This window comes from Cellulosimicrobium sp. MI9406, assembly GCF_040595865.1.
In the GTDB taxonomy this organism is placed as follows: domain Bacteria; phylum Actinomycetota; class Actinomycetes; order Actinomycetales; family Cellulomonadaceae; genus Cellulosimicrobium; species Cellulosimicrobium funkei.
Genome location: NZ_JALIZI010000001.1, coordinates 512,254 through 535,733, shown reverse-complemented (window position 1 = coordinate 535,733; position 23,480 = coordinate 512,254). Strand labels below are relative to the sequence as shown.

General features: G+C 72.6%; 23 protein-coding genes. 6 read left to right on the top strand and 17 right to left on the bottom strand.

Annotated elements, in window-relative coordinates:
• Positions 1 to 147: 147 nt before the first annotated feature.
• Complete coding sequence (locus MT994_RS02375) at positions 148 to 1,239, bottom strand: inositol-3-phosphate synthase (protein WP_021482832.1); 1,092 nt, start codon at positions 1,237 to 1,239, stop codon at positions 148 to 150.
• A complete protein-coding gene (locus MT994_RS02370; RefSeq protein WP_021482833.1) occupies positions 1,236 to 1,931 on the bottom strand; it encodes a PadR family transcriptional regulator in 696 nt (231 codons plus the stop codon). The genes MT994_RS02375 and MT994_RS02370 overlap by 4 nt, the downstream gene beginning before the upstream one ends.
• Before the next feature lie 414 nt (positions 1,932 to 2,345).
• Here MT994_RS02370 and MT994_RS02365 point away from each other — a divergent pair, with 414 nt between their 5' ends.
• From MT994_RS02365 to rplI, 5 genes are all read left to right on the top strand, one after another.
• Complete coding sequence (locus tag MT994_RS02365; RefSeq protein ID WP_354804968.1) at positions 2,346 to 4,757, top strand: penicillin-binding protein; 2,412 nt, start codon at positions 2,346 to 2,348, stop codon at positions 4,755 to 4,757.
• A 153-nt stretch (positions 4,758 to 4,910) separates the two neighbouring features.
• Positions 4,911 to 5,201, top strand: a complete 291-nt coding sequence (rpsF, locus tag MT994_RS02360; RefSeq protein WP_009863694.1) for a 30S ribosomal protein S6 — start codon at positions 4,911 to 4,913, stop codon at positions 5,199 to 5,201.
• Positions 5,202 to 5,354: 153 nt separating this feature from the next.
• Positions 5,355 to 5,900, top strand: a complete 546-nt coding sequence (locus MT994_RS02355) for a single-stranded DNA-binding protein (protein WP_021481583.1) — start codon at positions 5,355 to 5,357, stop codon at positions 5,898 to 5,900.
• A gap of 101 nt (positions 5,901 to 6,001) precedes the next feature.
• On the top strand, positions 6,002 to 6,238 hold the full coding sequence (gene rpsR, locus MT994_RS02350; protein WP_021481584.1) for a 30S ribosomal protein S18: 237 nt from the start codon (positions 6,002 to 6,004) through the stop codon (positions 6,236 to 6,238).
• A gap of 19 nt (positions 6,239 to 6,257) precedes the next feature.
• Complete coding sequence (gene rplI, locus MT994_RS02345) at positions 6,258 to 6,704, top strand: 50S ribosomal protein L9 (RefSeq protein ID WP_021481585.1); 447 nt, start codon at positions 6,258 to 6,260, stop codon at positions 6,702 to 6,704.
• 99 nt (positions 6,705 to 6,803) lie between these two features.
• Here rplI and MT994_RS02340 read toward each other — a convergent pair whose 3' ends face one another.
• Positions 6,804 to 8,099 carry an MATE family efflux transporter gene (locus MT994_RS02340; RefSeq protein WP_034650875.1) on the bottom strand — a complete coding sequence of 432 codons (1,296 nt, stop codon included), beginning with the start codon at positions 8,097 to 8,099 and terminating at the stop codon, positions 6,804 to 6,806.
• A gap of 472 nt (positions 8,100 to 8,571) precedes the next feature.
• Here MT994_RS02340 and dnaB point away from each other — a divergent pair, with 472 nt between their 5' ends.
• The gene (gene dnaB, locus MT994_RS02335) at positions 8,572 to 9,939 is read left to right on the top strand and encodes a replicative DNA helicase (RefSeq protein WP_021479895.1); all 1,368 of its coding nucleotides are present in this window, start codon (positions 8,572 to 8,574) and stop codon (positions 9,937 to 9,939) included.
• A gap of 273 nt (positions 9,940 to 10,212) precedes the next feature.
• Here dnaB and MT994_RS02330 read toward each other — a convergent pair whose 3' ends face one another.
• From MT994_RS02330 to MT994_RS02265, 14 genes are all read right to left on the bottom strand, one after another.
• A complete protein-coding gene (locus MT994_RS02330) occupies positions 10,213 to 11,028 on the bottom strand; it encodes a CPBP family intramembrane glutamic endopeptidase (RefSeq protein ID WP_354804966.1) in 816 nt (271 codons plus the stop codon).
• 166 nt (positions 11,029 to 11,194) lie between these two features.
• On the bottom strand, positions 11,195 to 11,938 hold the full coding sequence (locus tag MT994_RS02325) for a GntR family transcriptional regulator (protein WP_354804964.1): 744 nt from the start codon (positions 11,936 to 11,938) through the stop codon (positions 11,195 to 11,197).
• A 61-nt stretch (positions 11,939 to 11,999) separates the two neighbouring features.
• Positions 12,000 to 12,692: an urea ABC transporter ATP-binding subunit UrtE gene (gene urtE, locus MT994_RS02320; RefSeq protein ID WP_076404174.1), complete on the bottom strand. Its 693-nt coding sequence runs from the start codon at positions 12,690 to 12,692 to the stop codon at positions 12,000 to 12,002.
• Positions 12,692 to 13,651, bottom strand: a complete 960-nt coding sequence (gene urtD, locus MT994_RS02315) for an urea ABC transporter ATP-binding protein UrtD (RefSeq protein WP_163185400.1) — start codon at positions 13,649 to 13,651, stop codon at positions 12,692 to 12,694. The genes urtE and urtD overlap by 1 nt, the downstream gene beginning before the upstream one ends.
• Positions 13,648 to 14,871, bottom strand: a complete 1,224-nt coding sequence (gene urtC, locus MT994_RS02310) for an urea ABC transporter permease subunit UrtC (RefSeq protein WP_354804961.1) — start codon at positions 14,869 to 14,871, stop codon at positions 13,648 to 13,650. Before urtC ends, urtD begins: the two co-directional genes overlap by 4 nt.
• Positions 14,868 to 15,752 (bottom strand): urea ABC transporter permease subunit UrtB, encoded by an 885-nt coding sequence (gene urtB / locus MT994_RS02305; protein WP_354804959.1) that lies wholly within the window; start codon positions 15,750 to 15,752, stop codon positions 14,868 to 14,870. Before urtB ends, urtC begins: the two co-directional genes overlap by 4 nt.
• Before the next feature lie 191 nt (positions 15,753 to 15,943).
• A complete protein-coding gene (gene urtA, locus MT994_RS02300; RefSeq protein WP_354804957.1) occupies positions 15,944 to 17,209 on the bottom strand; it encodes an urea ABC transporter substrate-binding protein in 1,266 nt (421 codons plus the stop codon).
• Between the two features lie 198 nt (positions 17,210 to 17,407).
• On the bottom strand, positions 17,408 to 18,391 hold the full coding sequence (locus MT994_RS02295) for an energy-coupling factor ABC transporter permease (protein ID WP_354804956.1): 984 nt from the start codon (positions 18,389 to 18,391) through the stop codon (positions 17,408 to 17,410).
• 1 nt (position 18,392) lies between these two features.
• Positions 18,393 to 19,223: an urease accessory protein UreD gene (locus MT994_RS02290; RefSeq protein WP_354804955.1), complete on the bottom strand. Its 831-nt coding sequence runs from the start codon at positions 19,221 to 19,223 to the stop codon at positions 18,393 to 18,395.
• A 20-nt stretch (positions 19,224 to 19,243) separates the two neighbouring features.
• Positions 19,244 to 20,089 (bottom strand): urease accessory protein UreG, encoded by an 846-nt coding sequence (ureG, locus tag MT994_RS02285; RefSeq protein WP_354804954.1) that lies wholly within the window; start codon positions 20,087 to 20,089, stop codon positions 19,244 to 19,246.
• Complete coding sequence (locus MT994_RS02280) at positions 20,082 to 20,876, bottom strand: urease accessory UreF family protein (protein WP_354804953.1); 795 nt, start codon at positions 20,874 to 20,876, stop codon at positions 20,082 to 20,084. The genes ureG and MT994_RS02280 overlap by 8 nt, the downstream gene beginning before the upstream one ends.
• Position 20,877: 1 nt before the next feature.
• A complete protein-coding gene (locus tag MT994_RS02275) occupies positions 20,878 to 22,596 on the bottom strand; it encodes an urease subunit alpha (protein ID WP_354804952.1) in 1,719 nt (572 codons plus the stop codon).
• 3 nt (positions 22,597 to 22,599) lie between these two features.
• Complete coding sequence (gene ureB, locus MT994_RS02270) at positions 22,600 to 22,974, bottom strand: urease subunit beta (RefSeq protein WP_043654668.1); 375 nt, start codon at positions 22,972 to 22,974, stop codon at positions 22,600 to 22,602.
• A 43-nt stretch (positions 22,975 to 23,017) separates the two neighbouring features.
• Positions 23,018 to 23,320 (bottom strand): urease subunit gamma, encoded by a 303-nt coding sequence (locus tag MT994_RS02265; RefSeq protein ID WP_354804951.1) that lies wholly within the window; start codon positions 23,318 to 23,320, stop codon positions 23,018 to 23,020.
• Positions 23,321 to 23,480 lie beyond the last annotated feature (160 nt).

The window sequence follows — 23,480 nt, the reverse complement described above, 5'->3', positions numbered from 1 at the left end:
AGGACGACCAGGGCTCTACCTCCGGCGCTCAGCGCTCAGTGCTTCAGGTCAGCGCTCGACTCTTCGGTCGCGCTGATCCTGCGCTCCGCTACGGCCGGGAGCCCGGCGAAAAGCGTGCCGGGCTCTCGACCTTCGCTGCACTCCGGATCAGCGCTCGACCTCACCGGCGATGAAGGCCTCCAGCTGCGCCCGGCCCTTCGTGTCCTCCATCTGGACCGGCGGGGACTTCATGAAGTACGTCGAGGCCGAGAGGATCGGGCCGCCGACGCCGCGGTCCTTGGCGATCTTCGCGGCGCGGACGGCGTCGATGATGATGCCGGCGGAGTTGGGGGAGTCCCACACCTCGAGCTTGTACTCCAGGTTCAGCGGGACCTCGCCGAACGCGCGGCCCTCGAGGCGCACGTACGCCCACTTGCGGTCGTCGAGCCACGCGACGTAGTCCGACGGGCCGATGTGGACGTTGCGGTCCTCCTTCTTGCCGCCGAGCGGGCCCTCGAGGTTCGAGGTCACGGCTTGCGTCTTGGAGATCTTCTTGGACTCCAGGCGCTCGCGCTCGAGCATGTTCTTGAAGTCCATGTTGCCGCCGACGTTGAGCTGGTACGTGCGGTCCAGCACGACGCCGCGGTCCTCGAAGAGCTTCGCGAGCACGCGGTGCGTGATCGTCGCGCCGACCTGCGACTTGATGTCGTCGCCGACGATCGGGACGCCGGCCTCCTCGAACTTCGCGGCCCACTCCGGGTCGGACGCGATGAAGACGGGGAGCGCGTTGACGAACGCCACGCCGGCGTCGATCGCGGCCTGCGCGTAGAACTTCGCGGCCTGCTCCGAGCCCACGGGGAGGTAGCAGACGAGCACGTCGACCTGCGCCTCGCGCAGCGCGGCGACGACGTCGACCGGCTCCGCGTCCGACTCCTCGATGGTCTGCGCGTAGTACTTGCCGACGCCGTCGAGGGTCGGGCCGCGCTGGACGGTCACGCCGAGCGGCGGGACGTCGGCGATCTTGATCGTGTTGTTCTCGGAGGCGTTGATGGCCTCGGAGAGGTCGAAGCCGACCTTCTTCGCGTCGACGTCGAACGCCGCCACGAACTCCAGGCTCGACACGTGGTAGTCGCCGAACTGGACGTGCATGAGGCCCGGGACGGTGCTGCTCGGGTCGGCGTCACGGTAGAAGTGCACGCCCTGGACGAGGGACGATGCGCAGTTGCCTACGCCGACGATGGCGACGCGGATGGAGGTCATCCTCGCTCCTTGGTGTTCGTTGTTCCAGGGTCCTCGGGACGCCTCGCGCCGTCGGGCTCCTGCTCGGATGGTTCCGCAGGATGCGGGGTGCTGCTGGACCGCGCGCGGGCGGCGCCCCGGGCGTGCCCGGAGCTCCTGTCGCGCTCGGTGGTGATGAGACCGTCGAGCCAGCGCACCTCGCGCTCGACCTGCTCGAGTCCGTGGCGTTGCAGCTCGAGCGTGTACTCGTCGAGCCGCTCGCGCGTGCGAGCCGCGGACTCCCTGACCGCCTCCAGCCTCTCGGTGAGCCGGGTGCGCCGGCCCTCGAGGATGCGGATGCGGGTCTCGGCGTCGGTCTGCGCGAAGAACGCGAACCGGACGTCGAAGCTCTCGTCCTCCCACGCCGCCGGCCCGGAGGAGGCCAGGACGGTCTGGAGGTGCTCCTTGCCCTCGGCTGTCAGCTCGTAGACGATCCGCGCGCGCTTGCCCGAGAGGGCGGGCGCGAGGGTCGACTGCGCGGCCGACTGCTCCGTGCCGGTGATGAGCCCGCGGGCCACCAGCGACTTGAGGGCGGGGTACAGCGAGCCGTAGGACAGCACGCGGAAGGAGCCGAGCATGATGTTGAGCCGCTTGCGCAGCTCGTACCCGTGCAGCGGCGCCTCCTTGAGGAGCCCCAGGATCGCGGTCTCGAGCACAGGCGTCTTGCTCCGCACGATCCCACCTCCTGACGCTCCTCGGCGTGCCCCGGAGGGACCCGCTGGGATCGTGGTCGACCCCGATGTATCGACTCGATACATCGACAGGTTAGGTCGTCCCGATGTGTCGTGCAATCCTGACCGGACTGTGACACGCGTCGCCGGGCATGTGAAGAACCCGCGGAGGCGGCGGGACGCCCGGGCGAATCAATGGCGGACGATCCCGCTCACGGTGCGCTGAACCCTTGTCGGGACAGGGTGACGCCCTATTGTTCAGGGTGGTCCGGCGTGCGCCGACCTCGTGCCCGACGGCGGCCCGCCCCCGAGGCGGGGCCCGTCCCGTCGGTCAGGTGGTCTCCGCACGGCGGCCCACGGGCGGGCCCGCGGTCGACGCGAGCCGGCTCCTCGATGCCCCCCAGAGGAAGGTAGACCGTGGCGCGATCCACGAGGACGAACGGACGGACGACCCCGCGCGGGCGCCGTCGGTTCTTCAACTACCCACGCTCGCACGTCAAGGGCGTCCGCCGCTGGCTGCCGTCGTGGCGCGTGGTCGTCGGGACCATGCTGACGGGCATCGCGCTCGTCGCGGGCGTCGCCGTCGCCGCGTGGTACACGACCGACGTGCCGACGAAGCTGCCCAGCGTCGGCGCCCAGACGTCGACCGTCTACTGGGGCGACGGCACGACCGAGATGGGCAAGTACGCGGTCGAGGACCGCGAGATCGTCGACTACGCGACGCTGCCGGAGTACGTCGGCAACGCGGTCGTCGCGTCCGAGGACCGGACGTTCTGGACGAACTCCGGCGTCGACGTCAAGGGCATCGCGCGGGCCTTCTACAACAACATCAAGGGCGGCGGCCGTCAGGGCGCGTCCACGCTGACGCAGCAGTACGTCGAGCGGTACTACACGAACACCGTGACCGACTACGCGGGCAAGGCGCGCGAGGCGATCCTCGCCGTCAAGATCACCCAGAAGCAGGACAAGCCCGAGATCCTCGGCAACTACCTCAACACCATCTACTTCGGTCGTGGCGCCTACGGCATCCAGGCGGCCGCCAAGAAGTACTACGGCGTGAACGCCGCCGACCTCACGGTGTCGCAGGCCGCGATGATCGCCGGCATCATCCCCAGCCCCACCAACTGGGACCCGGCCGTCAACCACGCCCAGGCCGAGGAGCGGTGGCAGCGGACGCTGCGGAACATGGAGGAGGACGGCCACATCACCGCCGCCGAGCGCCAGGCGGCGGTGGACGCGGGCTTCCCCGAGGCGGTTGAGTACGTCAAGTCCCAGAAGTACGACGGCCCGACGGGCTACCTCCTCGCCATGGTCGAGCAGGAGCTGGCCGGCGAGGGGATCGGCATCAGCGAGGACGCCCTCACGAGCAAGGGTTACAAGGTCACGACGACGATCGACCCGGCCATGCAGCAGGCCGCCGTCGCGACGGCGGACTCGCTCCCCCAGGAGGGTCGCGACGAGAACCCGGTCTCCCCGAACCTCCGGACCGCGATCGTCTCCGTCGACCCGAACGACGGGTCGATCCGCGCCCTCTACGGCGGCAAGAACTTCCTCGAGAACCAGTACAACAACGCGACCCGCGGGGCCGCGCAGGGCGGCTCGACGTTCAAGCCGTTCACGCTCATCGCGGGCCTGGAGAACGGGCACACGCTCGACGAGCGCTTCGACGGCAACTCGCCCAAGACCTTCCCCGGCGCCAACAACGGCGAGGACTGGAAGGTCCGCAACTTCAGCGACCACGACTGGGGGAACGTCGACCTCACCGAGGCGACCGCGCAGTCGGTGAACACCGCGTACGCGGAGCTCAACCTCGAGGTCGGCCCGGAGAAGACCGCGGACGTCGCGTCTCGCCTGGGCATCAAGGCGGACGTCGGGTCGAACCTGGCGAACGTGCTCGGTGACGCGACGGTGACGCCGCTCGAACTGACCAACGCGTACGCGACCATCGCGGCCCAGGGTCTGAAGGCGACGCCGCACATCGTGGCGTCCGTGACCGACTCGCGCGGCAACCTCGTCTACCAGGCACCGGGCGCCGACGACCGGACGCAGGAGTTCGACCCCGAGGTGATGGCCGGGGCGACGTACGCGCTCTCCCAGGTCGTCGAGACGGGGTCGGGCAAGCCCGCGCAGGCGATCGGTCGTCCCGCGGCAGGCAAGACCGGTACGTCGACGGACAACAAGTCCGCGTGGTTCGCCGGCTTCACCCCCGGTCTCGCGACGGTCGTGGGTCTCTACCAGTCCGGCCCCAACGGCGAGCAGGAGCAGATCACGCCGTTCGGCAAGTGGGTCAACAGCGAGATCACCGGTGGCTCGTGGCCGGTCGAGGCCTGGACGTCGTACATGCAGACCGCCGCGGCGAACCTGCCGGCAGGCGAGTTCCCGGACTACACCCCGCCCAAGCCGAAGCCGACGGAGACGCCCACCGAGACCCCGACGGAGACCCCGTCAGAGGAGCCGACGCCGGAGGAGACGGAGGAGCCGCAGCAGCCGGAGAACGTGGCCGTGCCGTCCGTCGTCGGCATGGAGGCGCGCGCCGCGCGCGGCCAGATCGAGGCCGCCGGCCTCAAGGTGCGGATCACCGAGGAGTTCTCCGACCAGCAGCCGCGGGGCTACGTCATCAGCCAGTCCTCGATGGACCAGGTGCCGCCGGGGTCGACCATCGCGCTCGTGGTCTCCAAGGGGACCGACCCGGGCCAGCAACCGCCGCCGGAGACCCCGGATCCGGAGGATCCGGACCCGTCGCCCACCGAGACCGGGAACCCGGGTGGTGGAGGCAACCCCGGCGGGGGCAACGGCAACGTCGGCGGCATCATCCCGGGCCGGGGCTGACCTGCCCGTCGGCCGCAGATTTCCGGGCGCCCGCGCCGAGCGGGTACCCTGGGGAGCTGCCGTCCGCCCGTCGGACGGCAGCAGCATGAAGCATGAACCCTCCTGTCACGGAGAGACCGTGACCGCGAAGACCAGAGGAGGTGGGTTATCCGCATGCGTCAGTACGAACTGATGATCATCCTCGACCCCGAGATCGAGGAGCGCACCGTCGCCCCGTCGCTCGACAAGTACCTGTCGGTCATCAAGACCGACGGCGGCTCCGTCGACAAGGTGGACATCTGGGGTCGTCGCCGCCTGGCGTACGACATCAACAAGAAGTCCGAGGGCATCTACGCGGTCGTCGACTTCACGTCGACCTCCGACACCGCCAAGGAGCTGGACCGTCAGCTCGGCCTCAACGAGGTCGTCCTGCGGACCAAGATCCTGCGCACGGACGCTCGCTGATCCTCCCCGCTTCCCCCGTCCGACCGTCCTGCACCGGACGCTGCACGCCGTAGCGCGTGTGGGCGCCGCGTGGTGGGATGAGCGACGCGAGAACGTTACGAGCGAGGCGCACGGCGCCGTCGACGACACAGACGACACACGAAGGAGCTGGCCATGGCAGGTGACACCGTCATCACGGTGATCGGGAACCTCACGGGAGACCCGGAGCTGCGTTTCACCCCCTCGGGTGCGGCGGTGGCCAACTTCACGGTGGCGTCCACGCCGCGGACCTTCGACCGCCAGTCGAACGAGTGGAAGGACGGGGACACCCTGTTCATGCGCTGCTCGATCTGGCGCGAGGCCGCGGAGAACGTCGCGGAGTCGCTGACGAAGGGCATGCGCGTCATCGTGCAGGGCCGCCTCGTCCAGCGCTCGTACGAGACCCGCGAGGGGGAGAAGCGCACCGTCGTCGAGCTGCAGGTGGACGAGATCGGTCCTTCCCTGCGCTACGCCTCTGCCAAGGTCACCCGCGCTCAGCGCTCGGGTGGCGGTGGCGGCGGCTTCGGCGGCGGTGGCGGCTACGGAGGTGGCGCCAACTCCGGCGGCGCCTCCGGCGGCGGATTCAGCTCCGGCGGCGGTCAGCAGCAGAGCGACGACCCGTGGGCCACGGCTGGTCCCGCGTCGTCCGGTGGCTCGTTCTCCGACGAGCCCCCGTTCTGATCGTCCGCCACTCCCAGAACACACACCCGTCCCCGCGGGTGCCGCGCCGCTCGTCGGCACGGTCCGTGCGCGGGGATCGCACCTTGTAGAGGAGCAACACCATGGCGAAGCCTGTGGTGCGCAAGCCCAAGAAGAAGTCCAACCCGCTGAAGTCGGCCAAGATCGAGTCGGTCGACTACAAGGACACCGCGCTGCTGCGCAAGTTCATCTCCGACCGCGGCAAGATCCGCGCGCGTCGCGTGACCGGCGTCTCCGTCCAGGAGCAGCGCCAGATCGCCCGTGCGGTGAAGAACGCGCGCGAGATGGCGCTGCTGCCGTACACGTCGACGGCTCGCTGAGCGGGAAGGGAGAGAACTCATGGCCAAGCTGATCCTGACCCACGAGGTCACCGGTCTCGGTGAGCCCGGCGACGTCGTCGAGGTGAAGGACGGGTACGCCCGTAACTTCCTCGTCCCGCGCAAGCTCGCCACGCCGTGGTCCAAGGGCGCCGAGTCGCAGGTGACTGCGATCCGCAAGGCGCGCAAGGCCCGCGAGATCGCGTCGCTCGACGACGCGAAGGCGATCCGCGACTCGCTGCAGGCGAAGCCGGTCGTCGTCGAGGCGAAGGCCGGCGCTGCCGGTCGCCTCTTCGGCGCCGTCACGACGGCGGACATCGCGTCCGCCGTGACGGCCGCCGGTGCGTCGGTCGACAAGCGCAAGATCGAGATCGGTCAGCCGATCAAGGCGACGGGGGACTACACGGTCTCCGTCCGCCTCCACCCGGAGGTCTCCGCGACCCTCGCGGTGAAGGTCGTCGCTGCCTGATCTGCTGCTGAGCAGTCCACGAAGGCCCGGCCCCTCCTCGGAGGGGCCGGGCCTTCGTCGCGTCCGGCCCCGGCGTGCTCGGCTGCGCGCGCCGAGCCCTCAGGCGGTGCCGGTGACCATCCAGGCGCTCCCGCGCGCACGGAGCCCGGTGGTGACGGCGCGTGCCGCCATGAAGACCCCCGCGAAGGCGAGCCAGAGCCACGCGAGGCCCGCCGCGCCGTCGGGCGCCCAGTGCCGGACGGCGAGCGCGAACGGCGCGTAGACCACGAGCGTGAGCATGCCCGCCCAGGCGAGGAAGCGGCCGTCCCCGGCGCCGATGAGGACGCCGTCGAGCACGAACACCCACCCCGCCATCGGCAGGAGGACGCCGCACACCGCCATGCCGACGGCGACGGCGGTGCGCACCTCGGGGTCGGACGTGAAGAGGAGCGCGAACCACCAGCCGCCCGCGGCCATGACGACGCCCAGCCCTGCCCCGGCGGCCACGCCCCACTGGAGGGTGCGGCGCAGGACGGCGCGGACGCGGGGGACGTCGTCGGCCCCCAGCCCGTGCCCGACGAGCGCCTGCGCCGCGATGGCGAGCGCGTCGAGCGCGAACGCCGCGAGCCCCCAGACGGAGTTCACGACCTGGTAGCCCGCGAGCGTGACCTCCCCGAGCCCGGTCGCGACGAACACGGTGAGGAGGATCGCGAGGCGGAGCGAGAGCGTGCGGACGAAGAGCGGAGCGCCGGCACGCGCGTTCGCCCAGATCCCGCCCGCGGCGGGCCGCAGCGACGCGCCGTGGCGCCGGGCGCCGCGCACCACGACCACGACGAGCACCGCGCCCATGGTGAGCTGGGCGACGGCCGTCCCGATGCCGGACCCGGCGATCCCGAGCCCTGCCCCGTAGACGAGGACGACGTTGAGAACTGCGTTGAACGTCGCGCCGCCCGCGGCGACCCACAGCGGCGTCCGGGTGTCCTGCATGCCCCGCAGCACGCCGGTGGACGCGAGGACGAGGAGCATCCCGGGGAGCCCGAGCGCGGACCAGCGGAGGTAGACGACGGCGTGCTCGGCGACCTCGCCCGTGCCGCCCATCGCGCCGACGGCCCACGGCGCCGTCGTCCACAGGACGGCTGCGAGGAGCGCACCCAGCCCGACGGCGAGCCAGAGGCCGTCGATCCCGGACTGGAGCGCCTCCCGCGTGTGGCCGGCGCCGATGCGGCGCGCGACGGCGGCCGTGGTCGCGTAGGCGAGGAAGACGCACAGGCCGACGAGGGTCACGAGGAGGGTCGACGCGAGGGAGAGGCCCGCGAGCTGCGCGGTGCCGAGATGGCCGACGACGGCGCTGTCGACGAGCACGAACAGCGGCTCGGCCACGAGCGCGCCGAGCGCGGGCACGGCGAGGGCCAGGATCTCCCGGTCGAGCCGGGACCGTGCGCGGCGACCTGTGGACGACGCATCGGGGCCGGACGGCGGCCCGGTGTCGTCGGGGTGGCCGGACGGTGTCCGGCGTGTCGTCGGCGTGTCGCCCGACTTTCTTTCTTCCACACCCCTGAGGGTAGTGATGAGGCTGGTCAGAGGCCGCTCACGGCGATGTACACAGGAAGATCGTGAGGTTGTCCACACCGTTTTCCACCGGGTGTGCACAGTGTGGGGGACTGTGTCCACAGGAACGGGGGTCCCTGTCCACCGGGCGTGCACAGGGCCGTTTGCAGGGCGTCCGGTCGCGATCTAGTGTCGCGGGGTCGTGCCTGTCGGAGGCGGGGGGCGCGGCCACCGGGACAGTCGTGTGGGTGGCCCGCGGTAGAACACGTGTACGACAAAGAGTGGTCCCGGTCGTGCGGTCCCGCAAGGGCCGTTCCAGTCCCGGGGGAGCGAGGGGCGCATGTCGATCGAGGAGCTCGAGGAGAGCTACGGGGGACCGGGGCCGTCGGGGTTCGACCGGACGCCGCCCCAGGACGTCGCCGCCGAGATGAGCGTGCTCGGCGGCATGCTGCTGTCGAAGGACGCCATCGCGGACGTCATCGAGCAGATCCGCGGCTCCGACTTCTACCGCCCGGCGCACGAGATCGTCTACGAGTCGATCATCGACCTCTACGGTCGCGGCGAGCCCGCCGACGCCATCACCGTCGTCGCGGAGCTGACCAAGCGCGGCGAGCTCCAGCGCATCGGTGGCGCGCCCTACATCCACGACCTCATGGCCGGCGTGCCGACCGCCGCCAACGCCGGGTACTACGCGCGCATCGTCCGCGAGCGTGCCGTCCTGCGCCGTCTCGTCGAGGCGGGCACGCGCATCGTGCAGCTCGGCTACGCGACCGACGGCGGCGACGTCGACGAGATCGTCAACAACGCCCAGGCCGAGGTCTACGCCGTCACGGAGCGGCGCACGACGGAGGACTACCTCCCCCTCGCCGAGATCCTCGGGCCCACGTTCGACGAGATCGAGGCCGCCCAGGGGCGCGGCGAGGGCATGACCGGCGTCCCCACCGGCTACTCCGACTTCGACCGGCTCACCAACGGCCTGCACCCCGGCCAGATGATCGTCGTCGCGGCGCGCCCGGCCATTGGAAAATCCGTTTTAGGAATCAATGTTGCGACGCACGCCGCGGTGCACCACCAAATGGCGGCCGTCATCTTCTCCCTGGAGATGAGCCGCAACGAGATCACGATGCGTCTGCTCGCCGCCGAGGCGAAGGTGCCGCTCACGCGGATGCGTTCCGGGAAGATGGACGAGCAGGACTGGCAGAAGCTCGCCTCGACGATGGGGAAGGTCGCCGAGGCTCCGCTGTTCATCGACGACTCGCCGAACATGTCGCTCATGGAGATCCGGGCCAAGTGTCGACGGCTCAAGCAGCGGCACGACCTCAAGCTCGTCGTCATCGACTATCTCCAGCTCATGAGCTCCGGCAAGCGCGTCGAGTCGCGCCAGCAGGAGGTCTCGGAGTTCTCGCGTGCGCTCAAGCTGCTCGCGAAGGAGCTCGAGGTTCCTGTCATCGCGATCTCGCAGCTGAACCGTGGTCCGGAACAGCGTGGCGACAAGAAGCCGCAGATGAGCGATCTTCGTGAAAGTGGGTCTATCGAGCAGGATGCTGACGTCGTGATCCTTTTGCACCGCGAAGACGCCTATGAAAAAGAATCGCCCCGAGCGGGCGAGGCGGACCTGATCGTCGCTAAGCACAGAAATGGTCCGACCGACACGATCACCGTCGCGTTCCAAGGTCATTACCAACGCTTCGCGGATATGCAGATGTAGCCCTTTGCGCGCTCCACGTCTGTCGAGATTCCGGCTCAGTGGCCATCACATCCCTGGTGAACTCGTAAGCCGCTCCGACGGCTCTCCGTGATCGAGGCGCCCTGGAACGTGTGGCAAGACCGCTCCGCCTGGTTCGGGAGAACACAGCCGGGAGCTACCGACAACGAGGGCGCCTCTCGACGCGCACCTGTGGGCTCAAGCCGGTGGTGCGAGAGAGATCGGCGATCCGCGGCCGTGGCGTGCCGTCGCTGGGCTGCCTTTCCATGATGCTGCTCAGGGCGCGACGCGCCATCGACGAGTCGTCTGAGCCCTCTGGGAGAGCGTCACCGACACGAGGGCAAGGATCACCACCCCCGCGTTGGCGGCGAGGGTGCCCGCCCAGGTCGTCGGCGGGATGCCGAGGGTGAAGCTGGCGGCGTTGAACACCGTGTGGGTGAGGATGCACAGGAGCACCCCGTTCGTGCCCGCCACCCGGAAGATCGCGCCGTAGAGGAACCGGAACGCCATGACCTGGACCGCGAACATCCAGAAGTCGATCTGACCGGACTCGTGGTTGGTGCCGGGGATGAAGAAGAGCGGCACGTGCCAGAGGAGCCAGATGATCCCGACCACCAGCGAGGACGGGACGAACCCCCACCGCCGATCGAGCCCGGGTTGCAGGGCGGTCATCCAGCCGGCCTCCTCCATGCCGCCGATGACGAGGTTGCCCGGCAGGGACAGGAAGAACATGAACCACGGGAGCGCGTGCGCGGAGGGGCCGGAGATCAGCAGGTGGAGCGCGAAGTACAGCGCGAGCGCGGAGAGGGCGAGCAGATACCCCGCGGGACGGCCACGGATGGCGAAGACGAGCCGCAGCCACTCCCGGAGGCCTGAGACCCTCCGGTTCGCTCGCAGGACGACGTAGGAGGCGATCGCCGGCGAGAGGATGTAGAGCGCGAACGGCACGTTCGCCAGGAGCTCGGGAACCGTGGTGACGACGTTGTTCACCTCGTAGCCGAAGCGGGCCGCCACGATCAGACCGCCGGAGAGCCCGTAGGCGATCAGGAACGTGAGCGTCACGAACTGGCGAGCGATCCGTGCGTCCGTCACCCCGCAACGATAGGGCCGGCACCGAAGGCGGACGCCGCTCGTCCAGGAGCGCGGCACGACGTCGGCGCGAGGGGCCCGGACGACAGCCGCACGTCGTCGGTGGGCACGGTCGTCCGGTCGCTGCTGCGGACGAGGTGCGGTCGGGACGGCGGGTCGTCGTCCGCCGTCAGCCCGCGACCGCCATGCGCGCGAGCGCCTGGGCGGCGCGCTCCGTGACGACCGCGAGCGACGCGCCGACGTGGTGGTGCAGGGCGGTGCGGGCCTCGGGGAGCCGGTCGGCGAGCACGAGCTCGAGGATCCGGACGTGCTCGTCGACGGTGCTGCGGACGCGCTCGTCCTCGACGAAGTCGTACCGCCGCACGGCGCGCACCTTCTCGTTGACCTCGACGAGCGCCTCCGTGATCCGCTCGTTCCCGGCCGCGCGGGACAGCGCCGTGTGGAATTGCTCGTCGAGCAGCACGAAGCCGGGGTCCGGTCGGGGAGGTGCGGCGCGGAGCTCGACCCACCGCGCGAGCTCGGCGCGCAGCACGTCCGTGTCGTGGCGCAGCCCCGGGTTCTCGATGACGCGGTCGATCCCTCGGAGCTCGAGGGTCGCGCGCAGCTCGTCGAGGTCGCGCAGCTCGGCCAGGCTCGGCACGACGACGGCGTACCCGAAGTCGGTGCGCTCGACGAGGCCGTCGGACAGCAGGCGGGACAGCGCCTCGCGCACGGGGGTGCGTGAGACGCCGAACCGTCGGCCGAGCTTGGGCTCGGTGAGCCGTTCGCGGGGGTCGACGCGCCCGTCGAGGATCTCGCCCCGCAGGCGTGCGTACACGGCGTCGCGCAGCGAGGTGGTGGCCCGTTCCGACGCGGTGACGACGTCCGTGCGGGCGCCCGGGTCGTCGGCCCGGGGCCCGGTCCGTGCTCTCACCGTCCGCACTCGCCGTGCCGTCGGTCGCCGGTGGCCACCCACCGCCCCGCGAGCACGGTGCCTACACCGCCATCGCCGCGCGCACGCTGTGCTCGGCGGCCTCGCCGCCCGCGCCGCGGCTCGTCACGCGCCCGGACTGCAGGACGACGTAGTCGCGTGCCGCGCCGAGCGCGAACCCGACGTGCTGCTCGACGAGCAGCACGGACAGCCCGCCCGCATCGGTGAGCGTGAGGATCGCGTCCTCGATCTCCGTGACGACGGACGGCTGGATGCCCTCGGTGGGCTCGTCGAGCACGAGCACGCGCGGGCCGGTGAGGAGGGCGCGCGCGATGGCGAGCTGCTGGCGCTGCCCGCCGGACAGGAGCCCCGCCCGCCGGCCGAGCAGCCCGCGCAGGGCGGGGAACAGGTCGAGCGCCTCGTCGAGGCGGCGCGGCCCCTCGCGCGACGTGTCGGCGACGAGCTGGAGGTTCTCCCGCGCCGTGAGGTCGCCGAACGACTGCTGCCCCTGCGGCACGTACGCGAGACCGCGCCGCACGCGCTGGTGGGTCGGGAGGCGGGTGAGGTCCTCGCCGTCGAGCACGACGCTCCCCGACCGGGCCTTGAGCAGCCCGAGCGCGGTGCGCAGGAGCGTCGTCTTGCCGGCGCCGTTGTGCCCGAGCACGGCGGCGACGCCCCCGGCGGGCACGGTGAGGTCGACGCCGTGGAGCACCATGGTCCGGCCGTAGCCGGCGTGCAGGCCCGTGAGCTCGAGCATCACGCCTCCTTCTCGTCGGTCGTCGGGGCCGACGACGTCGGCGCCGCACCCCGTCGTCGGGCACCGCGGGTCGCGCCCGCGCTGCCGAGGTAGACCTCCTGCACGCGCGGGTCGGCCTGGACCTCGGCGTACGTGCCCTCGGCGAGCACCTGCCCGAGGTGCAGCACGGTCACCGAGGACGCGAACGCCCGCAGGAACTCCATGTCGTGCTCGACGACCACGACGGTCCGCTGGGCGCCGATGCGTCGCAGCAGCTCTCCGGTCTGCTCGCGCTCGGCCTGGCTCATGCCGGCGACGGGCTCGTCGAGGAGCAGCAGCCGCGCGTCCTGGACGAGCAGCATGCCGATCTCGAGCCACTGCTTCTGCCCGTGCGCGAGGATCCCGGCCTGGACGTCGCGCAGGTGGGCGAGCCCGACGGTCTCCAGCGCCTGCTCGACGGCCGCGGGGGTCGAGGACCGGCGGCGCAGCAGCGTGAGCGGGCCCCGGCCGGCGCCGGCCGCGATGTCGAGGTTCTGCAGCACGCTCAGCTCCTCGAAGACGCTCGCGGTCTGGAACGTGCGCCCGACGCCCGCCCGCGCGATGCGGTGCGTCTTCTTCCCGAGGAGCTCGACGCCCCCGAACTGCACCGAGCCGGACGCCGTGGCGAGACCGGTGATCGCGTCGACGATCGTCGTCTTGCCCGCGCCGTTGGGCCCGATGAGGAAGCGCAGGTCGCCCGCGGTGACGGTGAGGTCGACGCCCTGGACGGCGACGAACCCGTCGAACTCGACGCGCAGCCCCCGGACCTGGAGGTAGTCGTGGCGGAAGCGCGAGTCGTCGACGCCGAGGACGGCCTGCGCGGCCTCCAGGTCGAGGCCGTCACCCGCGACGCCGGTCTCGAGGACGGCGGCGCCGAGCGCCTCCAGGTCGGTCGCCGCGGCCGCCGCGTCCGCGGCGGGCTCGGTGGGTCGGGTGGTCATGCGGTCCTCCCGGTGGTCGCGGGGTCGTGGTCGACGGCGGTCGTCCCCGCGGCGGCCGGGCCGCCCGCGGTGGTGCCGCCGCCCGGACGACCGCCCTCCGTCGCGGCGCCGTCCGCCGGGGTGGGGCCTCCGTCGGGCACGGGGGTGGCGCGCGACCGGCGCCATCGCGTGAACAGCTCGGCGAGGCCGCCGGGCAGGAACGCGACGACGAGGATGAACAGCGCGCCCTGCGCGTAGATCCAGCCGGACGGGAACGTCTCGGACAGGCTCGTCTGTGCCCAGCTCACGGCGACGGACCCGAGCACCGGTCCGAGCAGGGTGGCCCGGCCGCCGATCGCGACCCCGATGAGGAAGCCGATCGACGGCACGACCCCCACGTCGGCGGGCGAGACGATCCCGACGATCGGCACGAACAGCGCACCGCCCACGGCGGCCATGAAGGCGGCGACGGCGTACGCGACGACCTTGACCTTCGCGGGGTCGTAGCCGAGGAACCGCACGCGGTTCTCCTGGTCGCGCACGGCGACGAGCAGCTCGCCGAACCGCGACACCATGAGCTGGCGCGCGACCGCGACCATGACGAGGAGGGCCCCGGCGGCGAGGAAGAAGAGCATCCGCTTGTTCACGGGGTCGGCGAGGTCGTACCCGAAGAACGAGCGGAACCCGTTGAGGCCGTTGGTGCCGCCCGTCGTCGCCTGCTGGCCGACGAGGAGGATCGCGAACGCGGCGGCGAGCGCCTGCGAGAGGATCGCGAAGTACGCGCCCCGGACGCGTCGCGTGAAGATGGCGAACCCGAGCAGCGCGGCGAGGCCCGCGGGCACGACCACGATGGCGAGGATCGTCACGACGGGCGACCGGAACGGCTCCCACCAGCCCGGGACCTCGCCCGAGCCGTAGAGCATCATGAAGTCCGGGACGCCGTCCGGCCCGGCGTCCGCGAGCTTGAGGTGCATCGCCATGAGGTACGCACCGAGGCCGAAGAACACGCCCTGGCCGAGCGTGAGCATCCCGCCGCGGCCCCACGCGAGCCCGATGCCGACGGCGACCATGGCGAGGCACAGGAACTTCCCCAGCAGGCCGAGCCGGAACGTGGACAGCGTCGCGGGCGCGACGGCGAACAGCAGGACCGCGGCGACGGCGAACCCGACGACCACGCGGGCGCGCGACGAGCGGTACAGGGCGGCGAGCCGCGACGGCCTGCCTGTCGTGACGGCGGTCATGCGAGGCTCCTCGTCCGGACCGACACGAGGCCCTGGGGTCGCACCTGGAGGAAGACGACGATGACGACGAACACGAGCACCTTGGCGATGCTCGCGGTCGTCGAGTACTCGAAGGTGGCCTGGAGCAGCCCGAGCGCGAACGCGGCGATGACCGTGCCCTTGATCTGCCCGATGCCGCCGGCCACGACGACGAGGAACGCGTCGACGACGTAGCTCGTCCCGAGCGTGGGCCCGATGGACCCGAGCAGGGTGAGCGCGACGCCCGCGATCCCCGCGAGGCCCGAGCCGACGAAGAACGTGAGGCGGTCGGTCGCGCGGGTGGAGACCCCGCTCGCCTCGGCGAGGTCGCGGTTCTGCACGACGGCGCGGATCCGCCGCCCGAGCGGCGTCACCTTGAGCACGACGGCCAGCGCGACGACCGCGACGACGGCGAGCGTCAGGATGAACACGCGCGTCCTCGGGACGGCGAGGCCGAACAGGTCGACCGCGCCGCTCAGCCAGGCGGGGGCGCGCACGTCGACGTTCGGGGCGCCGAACACGTCGCGCGCGACCTGCTGGAGCACGAGCGCGACGCCCCAGGTCACGAGCAGGGTGTCGAGCGGCCGCTCGTACATGCGGTGGATGAGCGTCGCCTCGAGCAGCAGGCCCAGGAGCCCGCCGACGAGGAACCCGAGCGGCAGCGACACGAGGAGCGAGAGCCCGGCGTTCCCGACGACCCCCTGCACGACGAACGCCGTGTAGGCGCCCGCCATCATGAACTCGCCGTGCGCCATGTTGATGACGCCCATCTGACCGAACGTGAGCGCCAGCCCGAGGGCGGCGAGGAGCAGGACCGAGCCGAGGCTCAGGCCCGCGAAGAGCTGCGAGAACAGCACGTCCATGGGCGTTCGTGCCTTCCGGTGGGTGCGGAGGAGGACGGGTGACGTGACCGCCGAGGTGGGGGGCGGGGGTGCGCGTGCCGGGTCGTGGCGGGGCTGGCGGGAGCCCGCGAGGAACGAGCGGGCGGATGGTAGACCCGGCACGCGCACCCCCGGTCCCCGCCGGACTCAGTGGGTCGGGAGCGACGGAGTCGTCAGGAGAGGCCCTCTGCCCAGTCGTAGCCCTCGAGGTACGGGTCGGGCTCGATCGGCTCGTCCGAGCTCCACTCGGTGTAGATGAGGCCGTCGGGGCCGATCTTGCCGATGAGCGCGGTCTTGGCGACGTGGTGGTTGTCCCCGTCCACGGTGACGGAGCCCTCCGGCGCGTCGAAGGTCACGCCGTCGGCGGCCTCCTGGACGTCGGCGACGTCGAACGACTCGGCCTTCTCGACCATGCCCTTCCACAGGTAGAGCGACGTGTACGCGGCCTCCATCGGGTCCGACGTCACGCGGTCGGCGCCGTACTTCGTCTGGAACGCCTCGACGAACGTGGTGTTCTCCGGGCTGTCGATGGTCTGGTAGTAGTTCCAGGCCGTGAGCTGGCCCTCGACGTTCTCGATCCCGACGCCGCCGACCTCCTCCTCGGCGATCGACACCGACACGACGGGCATCGTGTCCGGGCCGAGCCCGGCGTTCTTGTACTCCTTGAAGAACGCGACGTTGGAGTCGCCGTTGAGCGTGTTGAACACGGCGTCGGCCCCGGCGGACCTCACCTTGTTGACGATGGTGGAGAAGTCGGTGTGGCCGAGGGGCGCGTACTCCTCGCCGAGGACCTCGATGCCGTGGGCCTCCGCGTAGGCGTTGATGATCTTGTTCGCGGTGCGGGGGAAGACGTAGTCGGAGCCGACGAGGAAGATCGACGTGACGCCCTGCTCCTTGAGGTAGTCGAGCGCGGGGACGATCTGCTGGTTCGTCGTCGCGCCGGTGTAGAAGATGTTCGGCGACGACTCGAGGCCCTCGTACTGGACGGGGTAGAACAGCAGCGAGTCCTGCGCCTCGAAGACGGGGAGCATCGCCTTGCGCGACGCGGAGGTCCAGCCGCCGAACACCGCGGCGACGCAGTCGCTCGTGATGAGCTTCTCCGCCTTCTCCGCGAAGACGGTGGGCTCGGACTGCCCGTCCTCCTGGACGATCTCGAGCTGCTTGCCGAGCACGCCGCCGTCGGCGTTGATCTCCTCCGCCGCGAGGGCGAGCGAGTCGGCGACGGTCTGCTCGGAGATCGCCATCGTGCCGGAGAGCGAGTTGAGGAAGCCGATCTTGACGGTGTCGCCGGAGGTGTCGACGCAGCTCTCGGCGGCGCTGGTCGTGGAGCCCCCGCCCTCGCCGGCCTCCGTCCTCGCGCCGCACGCGGTGAGCGTGAGCGCGAGCGCGACGAGGGCGGCGGCCGGGGCGAGACGGGTCGTGGCGCGTGAAGGTGTCACGAGGGTCCTTTCAGCGGGTTCTCACAGCGGGGTTCTCGGCGGGTGCCGACGGCTGCCGGACGGGCGGCCGCTCCTCGCGGGCTCCGGGTACGGGCGCGTATACGGCCGTGCGCCCTGCGCGGTGCCCACGGTCGTCGACGCTAGTGACGGCGTGTTTCGGGCGTTCTGCCCGGGTTGTTAACGGGGCGTGTCAGGCAGTCACGATCCGGTCACGCCGGCCCGGGCGGTGCGACGGCCGGCGGCGCGCAGGCCCGCGCCCAGCACGCCGACGGTCAGCGCGACGACGAGCGCGAGGCCGACGAGCCCTGCTACGCCGACGAAGATCCCGCCGACCTCGCCGTAGTCCGCGAGGGGTGCGCCCGCGAACGCGTGGTCGCGCGCGGCGTCGGCGAACCCGACCGACTCGGCGGTCGCCTCGAGCCCGTCGGGCGTCGCCGCGGCGAACGACGACACGACGACGGCGGCGAGCAGCGCCCCGGTGCCGAGGGCGAGGACGGCGCGCCGCACCGCGGCGACGGGGGCGGACGGCGCGAGCGCGGGGGCCCGGCGGGCCTCGACGGCCGCGACGCCCGGCGCGACGGCGAGCACGAGGCCGACGACGCCGGCCGTGATGAGCGCCTCGCCGAGCCCGACGAGGAGGTGCACGCCGAGCATCTGGCCGACGAGCTCGCCGACCGGGACCGGCACGGTCCCGCCGACGGCGAAGAGGCCTGCGAACACCGCGGCGGACACCGGGACGCTCACGAGCGCGCCGGCGCCGGCGGCGGCCGCGGCGCCCCGGCCGCGCGTCGCGCGGAGCACCCCGCGCGTCACCGCCCAGCCGACGAGCGTCCCGACGACGGCCATGAGGAGCACGTTCGTGCCCAGGGCGGTGAGCCCGCCGTCGGCGAACACGAGCGCCTGCACGAGCAGCACGGCGGTCACGGACAGGACGCCGAGCCACGGCCCGACGAGCGCCGCCGCGAGCGCCCCGCCCATGAGGTGCCCGCTCGTGCCGGCGGCGACGGGGTAGTTGAGCATCTGCACGGCGAAGACGAACCCGGTCGTCGCGGCCGTGAGCGCGACGCGCCGGGGGGTGAGGTCCTCGCGTGCCCGGTACGCGGCGTACCCGACGGCGGCGAGGGACACGACGGCGGTGGTCGCCGACGTGGGATCGTCGAGGAAGTGGTCGGGGACGTGCATGTCAGGCTCCTGTCGTCAGCAGTGCGGTGCGGTGGTCGGGGAGGCCGAGGTCGGGGAGGCCGCGCGTGCCGCGCACGGCCGCCGCCCAGGCGGTGGCGACGCCGTCGGTGCCGGCGTCGTGGGTGCTCGCCCCCAGGTGGCGGACGACGGCGCCCGGGCCGTCGAGGTCGAGCCGCAGGGGGCCGGACGGGGCGGCGGCGTGCGCCGCGGGCGGCCGGGCGCCCAGGCACAGCACCGAGTCGACGACCCGGGCGTCGCCGAGGATGCCGGGCAGCGCCCGGTCGTCGCCGAGGTCGAGGTCCTCGACGAAGAGCTCGCGTGCCGCCCGGGGCGTGCCCCCTGCTTCTGGTGACTCCCGCGGGGCCCCGGTCTCGTCGGTGGCCCGGGTGCGCGAGCGCAGGCGTCCGCCCCGCTCGCCGGTCCGGCCGAGCACGAGCGTCTCGCGGAGCAGCGCGACGGCGCCTCGGCCGAGGCGCACGTCGGTGCGCCGGTCGACGTCGGCCCCGTCCGCGACGACGAACGGCAGGGCGTCCCAGACGAGGAGGCCGTCGTCGTCCACCCGGACGGCGACGTCCCAGGACGCGGACCGGCCGCGCCCGGCGTACGCGACGGTGCCCGACACCTCGACGAGCTCGACCTCGACGCCGCGCCCGACGTGCACCTCGACCCGGACGCGGTCGCCGCCCAGGAGCAGCGCGCGCGTCGCGACGAGCGCGACCCGCACCGTCCCGGGGCTCGTGGACAGCACGCGCGGGCTCAGCGCGCCGGGGCGCAGGTCGCAGCGCACGCGGCCGCCCTCCCGGTACGCCCCGACGCGCGTCACGTCGTCCACGTGCGGCCCGTCGCCCGGGGTCAGCCGCGCCCGGGCGCGGCCACCGGCTCCGCGGCTGCGGCGTCGTGCTCGTGGGCGGGGGAGTGGTCGTCGTGGGCGGGCGAGTGATCGTGCGGGGCGTCGCCCTCGCCGTGGGTGTGGAGGAGCCCGCCGCCGTCCTCGTCGGCGTGGAAGTGGGGCGCCATCGGGCCCGGGTCCTGCGGCACGTGCGCACCGGCCCGGTGCGCCGCGAGCAGCGTCTGCACCCACGTCGTGAGCGTGTCGATCGACTCGCGGTCGAGGCGCGAGAGCGCGAGCACGGGGGCGCCGTCGCGCGCGGCCGTCGCGTCGAGGACCATGCGCGGGACGTCCACCCCCACGTACGGGGCGAGGTCGGTCTTGTTGACGACGAGCAGGTCCGCCCGGGCGATCCCCGGCCCGCCCTTGCGCGCGACGTCGCCGCCCCCGGCGACGTCGAGCACGAAGATCTGCGCGTCGACGAGCGCGGGCGAGAAGGTGGCGGTGAGGTTGTCGCCGCCGGACTCGACGAGCACGACGTCGAGCGGCGCGAAGTCCTCCTCGAGGTCCTCGACGGCGAGGAGGTTGGCGGTGACGTCGTCGCGGATCGCGGTGTGCGGGCACGCGCCGGTCTCGACCGCGCGGATGCGCTCGGGGTCGAGCACGCCCGCGGAGCGCAGGAACCGCGCGTCCTCGTCCGTGTAGATGTCGTTGGTGATGACCCCGAGCCGCAGCACCTCGGACAGCTCGCGGCACAGGAGCGCGATGAGCGAGCTCTTGCCCGTGCCGACGGGGCCGGCGACGCCGAGGCGCAGCGAGCGGGTCGTGGGGGTCGTGGCGGTCGGGGCGTCGGGCAGGTTCTCAGGCACTGAACAGCCTCTCGGTGGTGCGGGCGTGGGTCTCGGCCCACTGCTCGACGAGCGGTGCGCCGTGCGCGGGGATCGCGCGGGGGTCGGTCAGGGGGGCGACGTCGTGGGCGAGCGCGTCGATCGCGGCCTGGGACGCGACGACCCAGCCCGTCGCGACGACCGGGTCGACGGGCTCGAGCTTGAGCGTGGCCGCGGCGACGGTCTGCACGTCCTCGTACCCGACGAGGCGCGCGACCTGCAGCGCGGACAGCCCCGCGCAGGCGGCCGTCACCCCCAGCACCAGGGGGCGCGGTGGCTGCGGCGCCCGGCGGCCCGACGGCGGTCTGTCGGCACCGCCGCGTCCCTCGTCCGCGCGGCGGGCTGCCGCGACGAGCGCCGCCGCCGCGTCGAGCGCGGCGACCGCGGGGTGCCCCGCCCACAGGCGGCGCAGGAGCCGGAGGTAGCCCCGGCCGAGCCGCTGCGACGTCTCGCGGAGCGCGGGCGACGGCGTCCGCGCCGCCCACGCGACCCAGGTGTCGGCGAGGGCGACCGCGGCGGGCGGGGGGTCGTCGTCGGGCGCGAGCGCCGCGTGCCGCGCGACGACGGCGGTCGCGGCCTCGGTGCGCGTGACGGTGGCCAGGCGCGCGCGCACGTAGTCGGGGACGCGCGCGGCGGGCATCCCGGCGCGCAGCGCGGGCTCGAGGCCCGCGGACTGCGTGTGGCCGCCGGTCGGCAGCCGCGCGTCGGCGAGGAGCGCGAGCATGAGCTCGGCGCGCCCGTCGGCGTCGTGGCGGGGGAGGCCGTCCATGTCAGAACAGCGAGTAGAGCTGCGCGAGGGGCAGCCGGTCGGCGGGGGCGGGGACGACGAGCTCGCCGTCGACCTCGATCGCGAAGGACTCGGGGTCGATGTCGATCCGGGGCAGGTAGTCGTTGTTCCGCATCTGCGCCTTCCCGACGTCGCGCGTCCCGGCCACCGGCAGGAGCGTCCGGGCGAGGCCGAGCCGCTCCGCGAGGCCGTCGTCGAGCGCGGCGGGCGACACGAACGACACGGACACGTCGGCCCCGATCGCGTCGGCGAGCGCGGGCCGCATGAGCACGGGCTGCGGCGACGGGATGGACGCGTTGGGGTCGCCGAGCGCGCCCCACACGAGCGCGCCGCCCTTCATGACGACGCTCGGCCGCACGCCGAACAGCTTCGGCTCCCACAGCACCAGGTCGGCGAGCTTGCCGGGCTCGACGGACCCGACGTGCGCGTCGATCCCGTGCGCGACGGCCGGGTTGATCGTGTACTTGGCGACGTAGCGCCGGGCGCGCAGGTTGTCGGCAGGCAGGACGGGCCCGGGCGCGCCGCCCGGGTGCGGGCCGCGCCGCGCCTTCATGACGTGCGCCACCTGCCACGTCCGCGTCACGACCTCGCCGATGCGCCCCATGGCCTGGGCGTCGGACGACGTGATCGAGATGGCGCCGAGGTCGTGCAGCACGTCCTCGGCGGCGATCGTGGTCCCGCGGATGCGCGACTCGGCGAACGCGAGGTCCTCCGCCACCTGCGGGTTGAGGTGGTGGCACACCATGAGCATGTCCAGGTGCTCGGCGACGGTGTTCACCGTGTGCGGGAGGGTGGGGTTCGTCGAGCCAGGGATGACGTTCGGGTGGCTCGCGACGGTGAGGATGTCGGGCGCGTGCCCGCCGCCCGCGCCCTCCGCGTGGAAGGCATGGATCGAGCGGCCGCCGATCGCCCGGAGCGTCGACTCGACGAACCCCGCCTCGTTGAGCGAGTCGGAGTGGAGCGCGACCTGCAGGCCCCAGTCGTCGGCGGCCCGGAGCGCGGCGTCGATCGCCGCGGGCGTCGACCCCCAGTCCTCGTGCACCTTGTAGCCGCCCGCGCCGGCCATCGCCTGCTCGCGCAGACCCTCGGCGCTCACGGTGTTCCCCTTGCCGAGCAGCAGGACGTTCACGGGGAGCCGGTCGAGCGAGCGGTGGATCGCCTCCAGGTGCCAGGCGCCGGGCGTGACCGTCGTGGCCTTCGTGCCCTCGCTCGGGCCGGTGCCGCCGCCCGCGACCGTCGTGATGCCCGTGGCGAGCGCCTCGACGACCTGCGACGGCGAGATGAGGTGCACGTGCGAGTCGATGCCGCCCGCGGTGAGGATCCTGCCCTCGCCGCTCACGACGTCCGTGCTCGGGCCGATGTGCAGGTCGGGGTGCACGCCGTCCGCGACGTCGGGGTTGCCCGCGCGGCCGAGCGCGACGATCCGCCCGTCGCGGACGCCGACGTCCGTCTTGACGACGCCCCACCAGTCCAGCACGACGGCGTTGGTGATCACCGTGTCGAGCGCGCCCTCGGCGCGGGTCGTCGTGCCCTGGGCCATCGACTCGCGGATCGACTTCCCGCCGCCGAACACGACCTCCTCGCCCCCGAAGGTGCGGTCCTCCTCGACCTCGATCCACAGGTCCGTGTCGCCGAGGCGCACCTGGTCGCCCGTCGTCGGGCCGTAGAGCGCGACGTAGCGCTCGCGGGAGATCGCGACCATGCGTCAGTCCTCCTCGGGTGCGGTGGGGTCCAGGGCGCCGCCGTCGGGCTTGCCGCGCTGGAGACCGGGAACGCGTCGTCGGCCGCGCAGCGCGACGGCGTGGACCTCGGCGGACGCGCCGGGCTCGAACCGCCGCGACGTGCCGGACGGCACGTCCAGCCGGAAGCCGTGCGCCGCCGCGCGGTCGAGGTCGAGCGCCGCGTTGGCGTCGGGCAGGTGGAGGTGGGAGCCGATCTGCACGGGCCGGTCGCCCGTGTTCGTCACGACGAGGGTCACGCGCTCGTCGTCCGAGCGGTCGGCGTTGAGGACGAGCGGCACGTCCTCCGCGCCCTCCCGGAGCCGGATCGCGCCCGGTCCCGAGGTGCTGATGCCTGCCATGCCTCGCCGTCCTCTCGTCGTGCGTCGCGTCGCCGGGACCGGCTCAGGCGATGGGCTGGTGGATGGTGACGAGCTTGCGCCCGTCGGGGAACGTCGCCTCGACCTGGACGTCGGGCAGCATCTCCGCGACGCCCTCCATCACCTCGTCGCGGCCCAGCACGGCGCGCCCGGAGACCATGAGCTCCTCCACGGCGGCCCCCTCGCGGGCCCGCTCGATCACCCACGTCGCCAGGAGGGCGACCGTCTCCGGGTAGTTGAGCAGGACGCCGCGCTCGCGCCGGTCGCGGGCGACCATGCCCGCGACGGCGAGCAGCAGCTTCTCGGTGTCGGCGGGCGTCAGGTGCATGGCGGCGATCCTGTCGCGCCCGCGTTTCCGGCGTGTATACCCCGCGTTATACGTTCGTGTACCCGCTCCGCGCGGGCCGCCGCCCGCCACGCCTCCGCCGTCGTGCGCCGGCTCCGGGCGAGCCGTTGACCCCTGCTCGACCGAGGGCTACTCTCTCCGC

What these genes read in the sequence shown, in the direction of transcription:
- MT994_RS02375 (WP_021482832.1), bottom strand. Translation starts at nt 1,239, where the DNA reads ATGACCTCCATCCGCGTCGCCATCGTCGGCGTAGGCAACTGCGCATCG.
- rpsF (WP_009863694.1), top strand. Translation starts at nt 4,911, where the DNA reads ATGCGTCAGTACGAACTGATGATCATCCTCGACCCCGAGATCGAGGAG.
- MT994_RS02355 (WP_021481583.1), top strand. Translation starts at nt 5,355, where the DNA reads ATGGCAGGTGACACCGTCATCACGGTGATCGGGAACCTCACGGGAGAC.
- rpsR (WP_021481584.1), top strand. Translation starts at nt 6,002, where the DNA reads ATGGCGAAGCCTGTGGTGCGCAAGCCCAAGAAGAAGTCCAACCCGCTG.
- rplI (WP_021481585.1), top strand. Translation starts at nt 6,258, where the DNA reads ATGGCCAAGCTGATCCTGACCCACGAGGTCACCGGTCTCGGTGAGCCC.
- dnaB (WP_021479895.1), top strand. Translation starts at nt 8,572, where the DNA reads ATGTCGATCGAGGAGCTCGAGGAGAGCTACGGGGGACCGGGGCCGTCG.
- urtE (WP_076404174.1), bottom strand. Translation starts at nt 12,692, where the DNA reads ATGCTCGAGCTCACGGGCCTGCACGCCGGCTACGGCCGGACCATGGTG.
- urtD (WP_163185400.1), bottom strand. Translation starts at nt 13,651, where the DNA reads ATGACCACCCGACCCACCGAGCCCGCCGCGGACGCGGCGGCCGCGGCG.
- urtC (WP_354804961.1), bottom strand. Translation starts at nt 14,871, where the DNA reads ATGACCGCCGTCACGACAGGCAGGCCGTCGCGGCTCGCCGCCCTGTAC.
- urtB (WP_354804959.1), bottom strand. Translation starts at nt 15,752, where the DNA reads ATGGACGTGCTGTTCTCGCAGCTCTTCGCGGGCCTGAGCCTCGGCTCG.
- MT994_RS02295 (WP_354804956.1), bottom strand. Translation starts at nt 18,391, where the DNA reads ATGCACGTCCCCGACCACTTCCTCGACGATCCCACGTCGGCGACCACC.
- MT994_RS02280 (WP_354804953.1), bottom strand. Translation starts at nt 20,876, where the DNA reads ATGGACGGCCTCCCCCGCCACGACGCCGACGGGCGCGCCGAGCTCATG.
- MT994_RS02275 (WP_354804952.1), bottom strand. Translation starts at nt 22,596, where the DNA reads ATGGTCGCGATCTCCCGCGAGCGCTACGTCGCGCTCTACGGCCCGACG.
- ureB (WP_043654668.1), bottom strand. Translation starts at nt 22,974, where the DNA reads ATGGCAGGCATCAGCACCTCGGGACCGGGCGCGATCCGGCTCCGGGAG.
- MT994_RS02265 (WP_354804951.1), bottom strand. Translation starts at nt 23,320, where the DNA reads ATGCACCTGACGCCCGCCGACACCGAGAAGCTGCTGCTCGCCGTCGCG.